This window comes from Tamlana sp. s12, assembly GCF_016767215.1.
GTDB lineage: Bacteria > Bacteroidota > Bacteroidia > Flavobacteriales > Flavobacteriaceae > Pseudotamlana > Pseudotamlana agarivorans.
Genome location: NZ_CP068547.1, coordinates 1937878 through 1953509, shown reverse-complemented (window position 1 = coordinate 1953509; position 15632 = coordinate 1937878). Strand labels below are relative to the sequence as shown.

16 protein-coding genes are annotated in these 15632 nt (G+C 34.6%); 4 read left to right on the top strand and 12 right to left on the bottom strand.

Going from position 1 to position 15632, the window contains the following annotated elements; all coding sequences use genetic code 11:
• Positions 1 to 32 precede the first annotated feature (32 nt).
• The 6 genes from JJL45_RS08515 to JJL45_RS08490 form a co-directional block, all read right to left on the bottom strand.
• Positions 33 to 2504: a TonB-dependent receptor domain-containing protein gene (locus JJL45_RS08515; RefSeq protein ID WP_068602892.1), complete on the bottom strand. Its 2472-nt coding sequence runs from the start codon at positions 2502 to 2504 to the stop codon at positions 33 to 35.
• The gene (locus JJL45_RS08510) at positions 2485 to 3849 is read right to left on the bottom strand and encodes an HTTM domain-containing protein (RefSeq protein WP_068602893.1); all 1365 of its coding nucleotides are present in this window, start codon (positions 3847 to 3849) and stop codon (positions 2485 to 2487) included. The genes JJL45_RS08515 and JJL45_RS08510 overlap by 20 nt, the downstream gene beginning before the upstream one ends.
• A 57-nt stretch (positions 3850 to 3906) precedes the next feature.
• Positions 3907 to 5010, bottom strand: coding sequence for an imelysin family protein (locus JJL45_RS08505; protein WP_068602894.1), 1104 nt, complete (start codon positions 5008 to 5010; stop codon positions 3907 to 3909).
• An 80-nt stretch (positions 5011 to 5090) separates the two neighbouring features.
• Positions 5091 to 6296, bottom strand: a complete 1206-nt coding sequence (locus JJL45_RS08500; RefSeq protein ID WP_068602895.1) for a DUF4856 domain-containing protein — start codon at positions 6294 to 6296, stop codon at positions 5091 to 5093.
• Between the two features lie 127 nt (positions 6297 to 6423).
• Positions 6424 to 7287 (bottom strand): hydroxymethylglutaryl-CoA lyase, encoded by an 864-nt coding sequence (locus tag JJL45_RS08495; protein WP_068602896.1) that lies wholly within the window; start codon positions 7285 to 7287, stop codon positions 6424 to 6426.
• Positions 7288 to 7363: 76 nt separating this feature from the next.
• Positions 7364 to 8395, bottom strand: coding sequence for a quinone-dependent dihydroorotate dehydrogenase (locus tag JJL45_RS08490; protein ID WP_068602897.1), 1032 nt, complete (start codon positions 8393 to 8395; stop codon positions 7364 to 7366).
• A gap of 166 nt (positions 8396 to 8561) precedes the next feature.
• Between JJL45_RS08490 and pepT the strand changes: the two genes are divergently transcribed.
• The 4 genes from pepT to cysK all read left to right on the top strand — a co-directional run bounded on the left by pepT (position 8562) and on the right by cysK (position 11922).
• The gene (pepT, locus tag JJL45_RS08485) at positions 8562 to 9800 is read left to right on the top strand and encodes a peptidase T (protein ID WP_068603132.1); all 1239 of its coding nucleotides are present in this window, start codon (positions 8562 to 8564) and stop codon (positions 9798 to 9800) included.
• 61 nt (positions 9801 to 9861) lie between these two features.
• Entirely contained in the window at positions 9862 to 10377 is a 516-nt protein-coding gene (gene eco, locus JJL45_RS08480; RefSeq protein ID WP_082935901.1) for a serine protease inhibitor ecotin, read from the top strand.
• Positions 10378 to 10383: 6 nt separating this feature from the next.
• A complete protein-coding gene (locus JJL45_RS08475; RefSeq protein ID WP_068602898.1) occupies positions 10384 to 10980 on the top strand; it encodes a YdeI/OmpD-associated family protein in 597 nt (198 codons plus the stop codon).
• Positions 10981 to 11007: 27 nt separating this feature from the next.
• Entirely contained in the window at positions 11008 to 11922 is a 915-nt protein-coding gene (gene cysK, locus JJL45_RS08470; protein ID WP_068602899.1) for a cysteine synthase A, read from the top strand.
• Positions 11923 to 12108: 186 nt separating this feature from the next.
• Here the strand turns inward: cysK and proB are convergent, their stop codons facing one another.
• The 6 genes from proB to JJL45_RS08440 form a co-directional block, all read right to left on the bottom strand.
• The gene (gene proB, locus JJL45_RS08465) at positions 12109 to 12879 is read right to left on the bottom strand and encodes a glutamate 5-kinase (protein WP_067150658.1); all 771 of its coding nucleotides are present in this window, start codon (positions 12877 to 12879) and stop codon (positions 12109 to 12111) included.
• A 2-nt stretch (positions 12880 to 12881) separates the two neighbouring features.
• Positions 12882 to 13688, bottom strand: coding sequence for a pyrroline-5-carboxylate reductase (proC, locus tag JJL45_RS08460; RefSeq protein WP_068602900.1), 807 nt, complete (start codon positions 13686 to 13688; stop codon positions 12882 to 12884).
• A gap of 45 nt (positions 13689 to 13733) precedes the next feature.
• A complete protein-coding gene (locus JJL45_RS08455; protein ID WP_068602901.1) occupies positions 13734 to 13925 on the bottom strand; it encodes a hypothetical protein in 192 nt (63 codons plus the stop codon).
• 32 nt (positions 13926 to 13957) lie between these two features.
• The gene (locus tag JJL45_RS08450) at positions 13958 to 14416 is read right to left on the bottom strand and encodes a GNAT family N-acetyltransferase (protein WP_082935902.1); all 459 of its coding nucleotides are present in this window, start codon (positions 14414 to 14416) and stop codon (positions 13958 to 13960) included.
• 400 nt (positions 14417 to 14816) lie between these two features.
• Positions 14817 to 15107: a preprotein translocase subunit YajC gene (yajC, locus tag JJL45_RS08445; RefSeq protein ID WP_067150649.1), complete on the bottom strand. Its 291-nt coding sequence runs from the start codon at positions 15105 to 15107 to the stop codon at positions 14817 to 14819.
• Positions 15108 to 15139: 32 nt separating this feature from the next.
• Positions 15140 to 15598 (bottom strand): DUF1573 domain-containing protein, encoded by a 459-nt coding sequence (locus tag JJL45_RS08440; protein WP_068602902.1) that lies wholly within the window; start codon positions 15596 to 15598, stop codon positions 15140 to 15142.
• Positions 15599 to 15632 lie beyond the last annotated feature (34 nt).

Here is a 15632-nt window from a genome sequence, read left to right as displayed (position 1 = left end):
TTGTGTTTAAGTCTTAAAAATATAACATTCTATTATATTTTCACTTGTAAAGTTACATACCAGTTTCTTGGAGCCGAAGGAATAATACCAGGACCTGGATACCCCGTAGCACGACGTGTAAAATAACTATTGTCGAGAAGGTTATTAATACCTGTTTCTAACTTAAAGCGGTTATAGTTATACGACAAAGACACATCTAAAATATCATAAGCTGGAATTTCGCCTATTACGCCTTCTCTTAAGCCGCCTGGATCATCTGCTTTAGAATTAAAAGCATCGGTGTATTGCTCGGATAAATACGTGTACTGAATGCTTCCAAGTAAGTTTTTATACCCAAAACGCAAGGTCGTTTTTAAATTAATTTCTGGAATAAATTCTACCTTATTTCCTTTAACCCCATTTGTTTGTGACTCGGTGTATTCCGAATTGATATAGGCCAAATTGAGTCCTAAATTCAACTTATAATCTGAATTTGCATCCCATAAATCCAACACATTCCAATCTATAAAACTTTCAACACCATAAATCAAAGCATCACCAGCGTTAGTACGCACCCAATTCGCTCTATCATCAAGAACATTCCCAATTCTACCATCATAATTTACGGTAAAAACGCCTACGTCATAAGAAAAAGCGTTGTTATACTTACCTCTTAGACCAATATCTAAGGTAAAGCCTTCTTCATCTGTAATATCAGGATCAATAATAAAGGTAGGACTTACGCTTCTAATATCACTAAAGGTAACCGATCTATAATTCTGTGAAAGGTTGCCGTATAATTCTAAAGCATTGGTAGGTTTATAGCTTGTTCCCACACCTAATAAAATAAAAGCGCGATCAAAAACTCTATCATCATCAAAAGCTTCGGAGGCGATTATATTATTGGCGTTATCATAATTCTTCTGATAATAAACACCATCACTCTCAGTTTTAATGTATTCAAATCTAAAGCCAGGGGTTATCGTAAACTTATCAGACAACCTGAAAATATTTTCTCCAAAAACAGCTAAATTTCTATTCGGGTAATTAAAACTAGACTCGTTAGGATAATCTGGAAAATCGGAACTGTAAATAGTAAAATCGGCATCAGAAAACTTACTTCCTGCACCTTGGACACTAGAATTGTTCGCGTGATAATATTTGGTACCAATTAAAAAAGCAGACTCTTCATCTAAAAAGTTATACTTGGTTAACAACCTGGCTTCAGCACCCCAGTTATTAAAATCGCCCTTAATTACATCACGGTTATAGAAAAAGGTACCATCACTATTTTGAATATCTGGAGTTGTTATAGGGTTTTTATTTAATCCTGTTGGATAGGGATCACCTCTAAAACCTACAGCATTTCTAGAAGCGTCTAATCCAAAAAAGCTAAAGGTAAAGTTCGTTTTTTCTGAAAACTTATGATCTAATTTTATGTTGTACAATAACCAATTAACCTCAAACCAATTGCGTGTTCGGTTACTTTGCAAGGGATCTTCTTCAAACATCGTATCTGTTAAACCTCCCGATTGTTTGGCTAAATAATTCATATAAGTGAATTCACCTTCTAATTTGGTATTATCACTAAAAGCATACCCTAAATGCGCAAAAACATTTTTCGATTCAAACGCCGAATTAGGTCTAAACCCATCCCCTTTTTTGTAATTAAAAAAAGTATAATAACTAAACTTATCTTTGGTACCACTTAAACTTGTAAAATTGGTATATAAACCAAAACTCCCTAAGGTGTTTCTGGTGATTAGTTCTATAGGTTTGTTGGGGTTTGGCGATTTCATTTTGAAGTTTATCAAACCACCAAATTGGGTTCCGTATTGTAAAGAAGCTGCACCACGTATTACTTGAATTTCAGACAAGGCTTCGGAAGCTGGTGTGTAATAACTTTCTGGATAACCCAAAACATCGGCACTGATATCGTAGTCATTTTGACGCGTATTAAAATTGGCCGTTCTATTAGGATCTAAACCGCGACCACCAATATTTAATTGTAAACCGGCATCATCATTTTGATAAATGTTTAAGCCTGCTACCTGACTAAAAATTTGGCGAGCATTGTTAGATGCTAAGTTTGCCATAGACTGATCGACTAAAATAACCTCTGTCTTTTTTCCAGCGTAAATAGCTGTACCCTCTACATCTTTTAACCGCTTCAACTCAAAAATTCGTTGTTTCCTTGCTGTGACTTCAACTTCAGACAACTGCGTGGTTAAATCTTGCAACTCAATTTTTAAATCCTTAGCTGCTACAGTGTTAATTTTAATGTCCTTAGATGCATATTCGTAAGAAAAAAACACCAAAGTCATTTCTGGTTTAGACGTTTCAAATTCAAAATAGCCCTCTTCGTTAGTCTTTGCAACTATGCCAGAGTCTTTATCGTAAACATCAACATTTTCAATAGTTTTATTGGAATTTGAAAATACAACAACACCACTTACAGTGTTTTGTGCATATATTGAGACACTAAAAATAAGTGCCAAAATGAAGTTATAAGCCTTTAATGTCATCGTTAAAAGGTAAGATCCAGTGTTTGGGTTTTAAAGATTCTTTTTCTTGGTACAAATCTACGGTTTTATCTAAATATGGCTGACTAAGTCGTCCATTTAATGCCACATAACTTTCAACAAAAACTTGGACGTTTTTATGGCCTTGTGCAGTAAAGTGATCACCAAGATAATGTGCGTATTCTAGTATGAAATCGGGCTGAAAACTCATTTGTTTTTCTTGAAATGGCGTTAAAAAATCGGTGTTATCTACATAAAAAAAGTCACCTGTTTTGCCGTTTACAATCTTAAATGTAGACATACCCATTTTTTCCATTAGCATGACGCGCCATGAAAAGCGGTAGCCTTCTTCAGTCCAAAACAATTCATTGGGGTATAGCAAATATCGAAATGGAAATGCCAATTGAAAAACAAAAAACAGCCCTATTAAAAGCACGATTGGTTTTTTAAAAGTATATCTGTAACAGGGTTCTGTTCTAACAGCTATTTTTGAAGTGAAACCCTGAAAAATATCCTTAATAAAACGGACTATTTTTTTATGAAAACTAGCATCGAAGAAAATAAGTGCTGAAACAATCATAACAAACGGAAACATCCCAATAGGAAATAAAACACGTGTAAACACATGAAAAATAACCACCAAAACAAATGCAAAACCGCGAGTACGTTTATACAGCAATAAAAACGGAATGGCTAAATCGTAAAGCATACCACTCCAACTCATAGCGTATTGAAACCAGGTTTGATGCATTAAAGTATCGCCAATTAATGGCAAATCGTATTTTGATGGCAGCCAAATTTTTAAAGGCATGGCACGAAACAACCAATCACTATTAAGCTTGGCTAATCCAGCATAAAAATAAACGATGCCTAAAAGAAGCTTCACGCTATCAATAGTCCATTGTGGGATGTTTTGATAGGCTTTTTTTCGTAATAGATTATCCACTGACAATTGTGCGTTTGCAGGAAGGAAAATCATTAAAAAAGCCATTAAACTTATAAAATAATAATGGTTGAGATAGGTGGTTTTATCCATGAGTTCGATGTAAGTAAAACTCAAGAAAAAGGTAATCATGGCCATTCTATATTTTAAACCTATAGCCACAAAAAAAACGGAGAGGCCACAAATAACAAATAATAAATAGGTATAATTACCAAGTGGTTTTACCCATTCGAAACCATAATAAGAGAAATGAAATTTAGGCTGAATATATAAGGTTTCAATCCAACCATGATACCAAAAACGTATCATGCCGTAACACATCATAAAACCAAATAACATACGAAAAACCGCTAAGGGTGCAGCGTTTGTTTTTCGGTTAATATATGGTCTTAATGTTATAGGCATAAATGCAAAAAAGGCTGCCTAAAAAGGCAACCTTAAATTTATAGTTTTATATGATTACTAATCGCCATCGGCATCTACATAATCTACACTAATATTGAAAGCTTGAAGCATGTCTACTTTTAATAAAACGACTATTTTTTGTAACGCATCATAAGCTTCAGTCATTTTTGTATTATCTGTTGTTACTTGAGTGTAAAAATCGTCGTTTAACATATTTAGTTTCTCACGCGCTTCATCAAATTGAGTTTCAAATTGAGTAACTAAATCTTGACGATCTAAAAACTGCAAATAAGTTTTAAAACTTTCTCCTGTAGTACTTGTTGCATAAGCTTTCCCGTTAAAAACATTTTGAGAAGCATCAAGAGCATCTAAAGCCAATGTTTTTGAATATACTTTACTGTAAAATCCTTCCACCTTTTCTGGTAATGGTGTAGAGGAGAAATTACCAGCAGGAATTCCTATTTTGTTAGCTCTTAGTCCTTTTTCAAAATAAAAAACATAATCGTTGGTGAATTTATTTAAAGCACTAGTTGCCGTATTCCCTGTTTCACTTACAAAAACATCTCTGTAAGATGATGTCCAATCATTTAACACCGTTTCGGTTAAGGCCTGCATTTGATCAATTAGATCAGATAAATATTTTGTGTATTTGGCATCGTTATAAACATTTACAATCGCAACATCATCGGCAGCTACCCCAAAAAGTAAATAATCGACTGCAGGAAAACCAACAGCATCATTATTATTAGGATGCGTTAAATCGTAAGAACCTGAAGCGATATTGGCTTCAACTTCTTGAACTGAAGTTGGATACACATTCATTTGAAAACCATAAAGTAAGGATTCGGCTTTCCCAATGTTAAACATTTCAACCGATTGCCATACCTTATAAGATGCTAACCAAGAAGTTCTTAAAGCATCTAAATGTGCCTGATCTGGAGAGGCAACAAAGGCATCCTTATCTGCTTTTAAAGTCTTAAGATTTGTATTTAAATCTTGATAAGCAGGTATAATAATGTTATCGGCTAAATTAACCAATAAGTCGCCTCGATCATAAGAATCTTTGTTTTCAGAAGATCCATCATCAGAAGATGAAGAACTACAAGCAGCACATAATGAAACTAAAACTAGGGCTAAAACAACTTTTCGTAAGGTAAACATAACTTAAAATATTTTCAAATATAGAAAAACAGCAAAAGGTATCTCAATTGATACCTTTGCTGTTAATAAAATTTATTTATTTAGTTTGAAGCATCTGCTGCAGCTTCAACAGAGAAACCAAACTTAGCAGAGATTTCTTCTGACATGTCATCTAAAACTGTTTCAGAAACACTCCAGAAACCTTCACCTGCCATTAAAATATCTAGCATAACATCAACATCTGTTTTAGAGTAATAAGGCTCATTTGTTTCAATATCTCTAGTAAATTGTAAGCTATAGATAAATCCGTAGGCTTCAGATAAGGCATGAAAAGCAGCTGCTGGATCGGCATCTAAATTATTTTTTCCGGCTTGTAAATAGTAAACGGCACGTACTGCAGGAACAATAGATAATTTTTCTCTAATGATATCAACTTGATCATCACGTAGTGCATATGCTCCTTCGGTAACTGCAGCTCTACCTAATTTAAAGGCGTTATAAATTTCAACATCAATTCCAGAAAAATCTGGATCTTGAGCAACTCTATCTAAATACTCATTTAAAAATTGATCAGCTCCTAATTCTGGTTCAGCTGGGTTGTCTTCATTACCAAATAAGTAACCATAAGCCTCATCCCATTTGTGCTCCATAGTTGTGTAATCTTTACCAGATTCTAAAACTTCATTGTCGTTATCATCAACATTAGTTCCAGCATCTAAAACAGCAGTACTTAAATAGTTGTTTAAAATTTGATCTAACATTAAACCTCCTATTAAACCTTTAGCAAAGGCTTGGTTGTACTCTAAACCTTTAGCATTTACATAACGTACTGTACCACTAGATTGCTGAATAGCTCCAGCAACACCTGCTGATGCTGTTAGATTCCAAGCAGGAAAAACAATATTAACTTGTTCTTCAATCCATGTGTCAAAATCTGCTTTTATTGCAGCAGCATCGGTTGAATTTGCCGAAAAATAATCGGTTGAAGCAGCTACTTTGCTTCTTACGTTTTTATCTGAAGCGTTTAATCCTGCTTCTAAGAAATTATCTTCACCTTGAGCATGATTGAACATGGCATCGATTTGAACTTCTGTAGATAATGGATCTTTTAACGCAGAAACAATCTCTTCAGCCATTTGAATACGAGTCGTTTGCCCACTAAAGCTTACCGTTGAATTCCCATTTCTTGTAAACACATAGGTATCTGGTGCAGTGACATTGTTGTTTGAACTTCCTCCGTCGTCATCATTTGAACACGATTGAAACAATGCAGATATAGCAAATAGGCTTAGAATTACTTTTTTCATTAGTACTTTATTTGAATGTTAGTTTTATTTAGACTTATTTTAAACTGTCGTCTTTTTCAGGCGCAAATATATAACGCAATATTAAAAACTCAAAGTTTATTTAGATTTAATTGAAATAACACGAGAATTAATGAAAAACCTTAAAGATTTTGGAGGCTTCATTGAAGGCGCTTTCAAAACTTAAAGCGTTCAATGCATTTCTTTTTTGGGTTGTAAAATAAGAAAGTAGTTTTTCGGTAGGCATATTTCCTACGAGTTCATCTTTGGCCATTGGGCATCCACCAAAACCTTGAATAGCACCATCAAAACGCGTACATCCTGCCTTATAAGCCGCATCAATTTTTTCAAACCAGGTATTTGGAGTGGTGTGTAGATGTGCTCCAAATTCAATATGTTCGTACGCTGGAATCAAATTAGAAAAAAGATAATCAATGGTTTCGGGTGTCGAAGTGCCAACCGTATCACTCAAGGATAAAATTTTAACCCCCATACTAGCCAATTTTTCGGTCCACTCCCCTACAACATCCACACTCCAAGGATCACCATAAGGGTTACCAAAGCCCATAGAAATATAAACCACAACCTCTTTATTGGATGTATCTGCAATTTCTAAAATTTCAGAAAGCGTTTCTACAGATTGTGCAATGGTTTTATGCGTATTACGCATTTGAAAATTTTCTGAAATAGAAAACGGATATCCTAAGTAATTAATTTCTTTATGCTGACTGGCATCTAATGCCCCTCGGGTATTTGCAATGATGGCCAAAAGCTTGCTAGTCGTTTTACTTAGATCTAGCTGTGATAATACCTCAGCCGTATCTACCATTTGAGGAATGGCCTTTGGGGAAACAAAACTACCAAAATCGATGGTATCATAACCAACACGCAATAACGATTGAATGTACTGCACTTTTTGAGCCGTGGGTATAAATTGCTTTATACCTTGCATGGCATCACGTGGGCATTCAATAATTTTAATGGGTGCAGACATAAATTTCCAAATGAAGGCTAAAATTAAGATTAATTTTTAAGTATTCAGAATATCTATTGATCAGAAAAATTAAAATTTATTTGTTGAGAATCGCCTGGTTGATCTCTTTAATTAAGCTAGGACCTTCGTAAATAAAGCCTGTATAAATTTGAACCAAATCGGCTCCAGCCTCTAACTTTTCTAAGGCATCGGCTCCCGAGTGAATACCACCAACACCAATAATAGGAAAGGCTTTATTGCTTTTTTCAGCCAAATATTTAATAACTGCTGTACTTTTATCTTTAACAGGTTGGCCGCTTAAACCACCATTACCAATAGCTTCTAACTGCTCTGGTGTGGCTTTTAATCCGCTTCTATCAGTAGACGTATTACTAGCAATTACACCGTCTAACTGGGTTTGATTTACAATTTCAATAATTTCATCCAGTTGCACGTTATTCAAATCTGGAGCAATTTTTAAAACGATAGGCTTTTGCTTTTCAAAAGTTTTGTTGGCCTTTTGTACCGCACCTATTAACTCTAACAAATAATCTTTATCATTTAATTTGGCATGACTGCCTACATTTGGGCAACTTACATTTAGTACAAAATAATCGACATAAGGATGTAAAGCGTTAAAACACTCTAAATAATCTTTGGTGTAATCTTCAGGCTTTGTATTCGTGTTTTTACCAATATTTCCTCCTATAATTAATTTTCCTTGATTCTTTTTTAGTTGTGATATGGCTGCTTCCAAACCTTCATTATTAAAGCCCATGCGGTTAATAATGCCTTGGTCTTCTTTCAAACGGAATAATCTTTTCTTCGGATTTCCAGCTTGTCCTTTTGGAGTCACCGTTCCTATTTCGATAAAACCAAATCCGAAGTTAGCCAATTCATTATACAACACGGCATTTTTATCAAATCCGGCCGCCAATCCAACCGGGTTTTTAAAAGTAAGACCAAAAAGCTGACGTTCTAAACGCTTGTCTTCGATCATATAAAGTCCTCTAAAAATGGCTGAAACACCAGGGATTTTAGATGAAATTTTAATTAATGAAAAGGTAAAATGATGAATTTTTTCTGGATCGAACAAGAAAAATAACGGGCGAAGTAAAAGTTTGTACATCTTTATTATTTGTGCAAAAATACTGCTTATTCATCTAAATAAAAAATCAACTATTTCTTAAGCCAAAAAAAATTAATATTCGTAATTTAGATCCTCATTGACTAAAACATTTATAACTCTGTAAACCAATATGTTTACAACTAAATTTCCACGAAAAATTAATAGCATGATATCAAAAGAACACATTATAAAACGTTTTGTGAGTTACGTAACCGTAGATACAGAATCCGATCCAAACTCGAACACCACCCCTAGCACGGAAAAACAATGGGATTTAGCCAATAAGTTGGTTGAAGAACTTAAAGCCATTGGGATGCAGGACGTGAGTATTGATAAGCATGCGTATATTATGGCAACTTTGCCAAGTAATGTGGATCACGATGTACCTAGCATTGGGTTTGTCTCACATTTTGATACCTCTCCAGATTTCACTGGCGCTCATGTTAATCCGCAAATAATTGAATCTTACGATGGTAAAGATATTGTACTAAATGAAGCTGAAAACATCATTTTATCACCCGATTATTTTGAAGATTTAAAACAATACGTCGGTCAAACCTTAATTACAACCGATGGGACTACGCTTTTGGGTGCCGACGATAAAGCTGGAATTTGTGAAATTATTTCGGCCATGGAATACCTTATAAATCACCCTGAAATTAAACATGGTCCTATTAAAGTAGGTTTTACACCTGATGAAGAAATAGGTCGTGGTGCTCATAAATTTGATGTTGAAAAATTTGGAGCCGATTGGGCTTACACCATGGATGGGAGTCAAATTGGAGAGCTCGAATACGAAAACTTCAATGCCGCAGGAGCTGTAGTTAAAGTAAAAGGAAAAATTGTACACCCAGGGTATGCCAAAGGAAAATTAATCAATTCCATGTACATCGCTACCGAGTTTATCAATTCCCTTCCCCGCATGGAAACTCCAGAACACACCGAAGGATATCAAGGCTTTTTTCACTTACATAATATAAAAGGTGATGTTGAAGAAACAGTATTGGAGTACATTATTCGCGATCATGATAAAGGGCATTTTGAAGCTCGAAAAGAAGTGATGACCAAATTAACTAATGAGTTAAATGATCAATATGGTTATGAGGTAATCGTCACCGAAATTAAAGATCAATACTTTAATATGCTTGAAAAAATAGAACCCGTAATGCATATTGTAGACATTGCTGAAGAGGCCATGAAACAAACCGGTGTAAAACCAATCATTAAAGCCATTCGAGGTGGAACTGATGGGGCTCAACTGAGTTATATGGGTTTACCTTGTCCGAATATTTTTGCAGGCGGACATAATTTTCACGGACGCTTTGAATACGTTCCAGTGGAAAGCATGATAAAAGCGACTGAAGTGATTTGTAAAATTGCTGAAATCACCGCTATTAAAGCCTAAATATAATTTTAGTCGTAGTCGTAGTAAAAGAGAATACACAATAACATTTAAAATAATAATTATGAAATTTAATTTTTTAATCTTGTCAGCCTTAATCGTGCTTTTCAGCTGTAAAGCTCAAAATAATACGACTACCACCAAAAACAGTAAAACAGAAATGACTACTACCGCTAAAACGCACGACATTAGCATGTATCCTGAAGCTTCAGATGATCAATTGAGGCATATTATTAATTTACCCGTAACGGAAGATGATTATGCTTTTAAAGTAGAAGTTTATGTTGGTAAAATTGCCGAAGTCGATTGTAATAAAGCTAGTTTAGTAGGGACATTTAAAGAAGAAACGGTTTCTGGTTGGGGATATTCTTACTATAACTTCGTAACTAACGGCCAAATTATTAGTACAAGAAAAATGTGTCCCGATAATTCTAAACATCAAGAATTTGTAAAATCTAATGGTGAAACTATAAGGTATAACAGTAAGCTCCCAGTTATAATTTACACACCTAAAGGCTATGAAGTGCGCTATCATATTTGGTCTAGAGGTGATGCTGAACAAACAGCTATTATAAAATAATTTGTTGTGAAAAAAGTTAATTCGGTTGAAGAATACCTAGAAAACCATGACGCGTTTCGTGATATGTTAGAAACCTTACGAGCGCTTATACTTTCTACGCCTCTTGAGGAAACCATAAAATGGAATGCGCCTACCTATACCATAAACAATAAGAATGTGTTATCCATAGCAGCTTTTAATAACCACTGTTGTATTTGGTTTTACAACGGTTTAAGCCTAAAGGATGAACATCAGCTTTTTTCTAAAGAAGAAGATGCTAATAAAGCCCTTCGTCAAATGCGATTTGAGGTTCATGACGCCATTAACAAATCTTTGGTGCTTACCTATATTAAAGAAGCTATAGAAAACGAGAAGCGTGGTAACAATGTAAAACCCAAAAAAATGACCAAGGAACTCATTATTCCAGAAGCATTACAGGATGTATTACAAAAAAACACAGCATTAAAGTCTCAATTTGAAAACCTAGCGCCTTATAAGCAACGCGAATATTGCGAACACATTCTTACAGCTAAACGAGATGCCACAAAGCAAGCACGCTTAGAAAAAATACAACCTATGATTTTAAAAGGTATAGGGCTAAATGATAAGTACAAAAATTGTTAAAACTAAAATCATCAAATAGATAAGAACATGAAAATTAATAATATTTTAGAAAACATTGGTAACACACCGGTGGTACGATTGAGTCATTTATTTCCAAATAACAACGTTTGGATGAAGCTTGAAAAAGCGAATCCAGGAGGAAGTATTAAAGATCGTATTGCACTATCTATGATTGAAGATGCCGAAAAAAACAACCTCATCACTAAAGACACCGATATCATAGAACCGACGTCCGGAAACACAGGTGTTGGTCTAGCCATGGTTTGTGCTATAAAAGGTTACAAGTTAACTTTAGTTATGCCTGAATCCATGAGTGTTGAACGTCGTGCTTTAATGGCCGCCTATGGCGCTAATTTGGTGCTTACTCCAAAAGAAGAAGGTTTAGGAGGAACAATCGCTAAGGCCAATGAGATGGTTGAAAACAACAAAAATTCATGGATGCCATCGCAGTTTACCAACCCTTCAAATCCCGAAATTCATAAAAAAACAACCGCTTTAGAAATAGAAAAAGATTTCCCTGATGGTTTAGACTATTACATTACTGGTGTTGGTACTGGCGGACACATCACAGGTGTTGCAGAAGTTTTAAAGAAAAAATTCTCTAATTTAAAAGTGCTTGCTGTCGAACCAAACGATTCGCCTATTATTTCTGGTGGCGAACCGGGGCCTCACCCATTACAAGGTATTGGACCAGGTTTTTTCCCAGAAGTTTTTAATAAAGACATTATCGATGGTGCGGTTAGAATTACTAAAGAAGAAGCTTTCGCTGAAGTGCAAAATATCGCAAAATCAGAAGGCATTTTGGTTGGAATTTCCACAGGTGCTTCATTGGCAGCAGTGAGAAAACAACTTTCACATGTTGAAGAAGATGCTGTTATTTTAACTATGAATTACGATACAGGTGAACGCTACCTTTCTATAGAGGGGCTTTTAAACCCATAATACGTTTTTGTTATTGTTATATAAAAAAGAGGCTTTCTGAAAAGGTAAAACAATCGTCATTCTGTGCTTGACACAGAATCTCATAACATTGAAATCCAATAATTATGAGAATCTGAAATAAATTCAGATTGACGAAAAAATAACTTTCTAGAATGCCTCTTTTTTATTTAAATTATAATGCTACGCTTATAAAGACACTTTAGTACCGACATCTTTTCCATCTATAATATCAATAATGGTATTCGGATTTGTTCCGTTAGCAATATAGGTTGGAATGTTTCTAGCAGCCGCCTCTTGAGCGTAATCTAGTTTAGATCCCATGCCTCCACGGCCTTCACCTTCAGCCTTACCGCTTTCTTTAATATACTTTTGTAAATCATCATCAGGATCTACATTAGAAATCAAACTACTGTTTTTAGCTTCTGGATGGCCAGAGTAAAGTCCGTCGATATCCGTTAAAATAATCAATTTATCAGCATTTATCAGCTGTGCGATTAAACATGCCAACTCATCATTATCAGAAAACATAGATGTCTTAACCGACACCGCATCATCTTCATTAGCAATAGGTATTACACCTTCTTGCATTAAACCTTCCACACAATTAATCATATTTTCTCTATGAACTCCCGGTGTGAAATCACGTTTTGTAGGCAGTACTTGGGCACATTTCATACCATAATCATAGAAAATGGTGTAATACAGACGCATCATTCTTGGTTGCCCGATAGAAGAATACACCTGACGTCGTTGTGCTTTATTTTTAATTTTAGATTTTCCTAATACTTCTTTACCTGCTATTACAGAACCTGAAGAGACTAAAACTGCCATGATATCTCTTTCGTAAAGTTCAGAAATTTGTCTTACTAAATTCCTTAAAACAGGTCTAACAATTCTATTGTCTTTGTTGGTCATGACATTTGTACCAACTTTTATAACTACTCTTTCTTTATACATAATTAATGTTCTTCTCCAAGTTCAATTGCACGATTAAATGCGGCATAAGCGGCATCTCTAATTAACACATCTACTTTATTGGCTTCCATAGAGTTTAAAGCAGCGCGTGTTGTCCCTCCTTTTGAAGCTACACGATCCATCCACTCTTTTGGCGTGAGATCCGACTGGTTAAAAAGTTCTACGGCTCCAGCAAAGGTTTGTGTTACTAAAGTTCTTGAATCTTCATTTGAAAAGCCCATTTCAAGCGCTGCCTTCATCATACTTTCCATAAAGAAAAATACATAAGCTGGTCCGCTACCAGAAATACCTGTTGAAGCATCGATATAATTTTCAGAAGCTACTTTTAAAGATTTTCCTGTGGTGCTTAATAACGACTCAATATCGCTAGCTTCTTGTTCTGAAACTTCAGCTGAAGCCACAAAAGATGTTAAACCTTTCCCGATTTGTGCTGGTAGGTTTGGCATAGCTCGAACTATTTTGTCTAATCCTGACATTTTTTTCATGGCTGCTATGGTTACCCCTGCCATAACCGAAACTATAATTTGATTTTTGTTGGTTAAAGGCTTTAAGTTTTCAAAAACACTTTCGGCGTGAAATGGTTTCACTGCTATAAAAATGATATCAGCTTGTGGCACACAGTCTTTTAAATCTCGACAAGCATCAAAATATGGAATTTCATCAAGTTCCTTTAGCTTTTCCTCGCTATTATCAAGAACCATGATATTATTATTGTTAAGAAGTTTAGATGTAGACATCCCTTCGGCATAGGTTAACCCCATATTCCCTGCTCCGATTACTAGTACTTTCATGTGTATGTTTTGGTTAATTATTATGTTTTGTATAGTTAGTATAATTTAAACAAATAGCATCCCATCCTTAGGGTGCTTTGTTTCTTTATAATATGTTTCTTTATTTAAGTGAAGTGTTTTAACAGGTAAACCAAAAAGATACTTTTTAATTGATGTTACTTTTGTTATGAGTTCACCCATTTTTATGCTGTAACGCTTTTCGTATTGCGTTCGACGTTTAATATATAAAATTTTCATGTGTTCTGTTTTAAATTTATTGCAATTAATTATTATTTTCTAGTTAATCGCATTTCAATATTTCTAGCTTCAAACCCCTCATCTTCAAACAACTTAATAATGGGGTTATCTTTATTAATGTGCGTAGCTATAGCACCTCTACAATAACGCTTGGTATGTTTTATCAATTGACTTGCAATACCTTGTCCGCGATATGCTTCATTTACGGCAATGTAAACCAAAATATTTTCAGATAAATATTCATTCATGCCTGTTTTATTGACAACAACAGCTCCAATAATCTCATCTTTATGCTCCATAAGAAACACATAGCCCCCTAGACCCGCTATCTCCTTTGCTGCGTACAACAACGACTTTCTTATAGCACTTATAGGGTCTTTAAAATCTCCTGAATGTTCGTGAATGAAATTGGCAGTACGGTTAATATCATTCATGGATAACCTTGTAAAGGCATCAAAATTTTTTATTGTAATAGATTTAGTTTCGGGCATAAGTTATAGTTACATCTAAATTACAAGATACAACAAGCAATGTTTTGAATAAAAAAATATACCTATTAAATAATATCTTGTTCCATACAAAAATATTTAAAAGGTAAACTGTTTAAAATGAAATTGATAAAGCGATTACGCTAGGTAGAAGGAGGGATGAATTTATCGGATTGGATTCTAAACACTAAAAAATTGAAGTTAAATATTCTAAAATTTTTATTTTCATGTATTCCTTGTCTCATTTCACAAATTTACGTAAATAAACCCCCAATAGCAAATTTGGAACGTTAAGATAATTTTAATCCCCTTTCTCTTTTGTTAGAATTGACACGACATGAAAAGTTTAAAACAAAAAAAAGCCCCCTTATTAAGGGAGCTTTTTAAACCGTATTAATAGGTTTTATTTCTTTTCGGGAGCATTAAGTTTTTCACTCATTTCCATAGAAATTGCAGACTTATCGAATTTTAATTTTCCAGACATGGTTTCTAAAATACAACTTCCGTCTTTGTCGTTTAATTCCAAAACTTTAGCGTGTAAACCACTTCTGGTAATCACTTTATCGCCACGTTTTAAATTGGCTGCAAATTTCTTTTCTTTCTTAGCACGTTTCATTTGTGGTGCAATCATAAAGAAATACACAACAACAAACATTAATACAAATGGTAGTAAACTACCTAGACCTTCTCCCATAATTTATAATAGATTTAGCTTATTAGCTGTTATTAACTCTTCTCTGGTGCTGGTTTTACAAACGCTGAAATTTTAACAATTTCTGTTCCTTTTTCAGTATTTGCTGTTACCGTAATAGATTTTGACACTTTATTATCGCCACTTCCATTAAACTTCACAGTAAACTGTCCGCTTTCTCCTGGTGCTAAAGGTTCTCTACTCCAATCTTGAGGCACTGTACAACCACAAGAACTTTTAATATCGGTAATTACTAAAGGAGCATTACCTGTATTCTTATATTTAAAAACAGTTTCAACTGGAGTTTTTGCTACGATTTCTCCAAAATCGTGCTCTTTTTTATCAAATTCTAATACTGGAAAATCCGAAGCATTAGCATCGCGCTCTGCAGCGGCAGTAACATTAGATTCATCAATCTTAGCAGCGGCATTATCTTTACATGATGTAAATGCGATTAAACATAATGTGGTTAATCCTAAAATTACTTTTTTCATAGTGCGTTGTTTTTATTAGGTTTGGTGCGTAAAA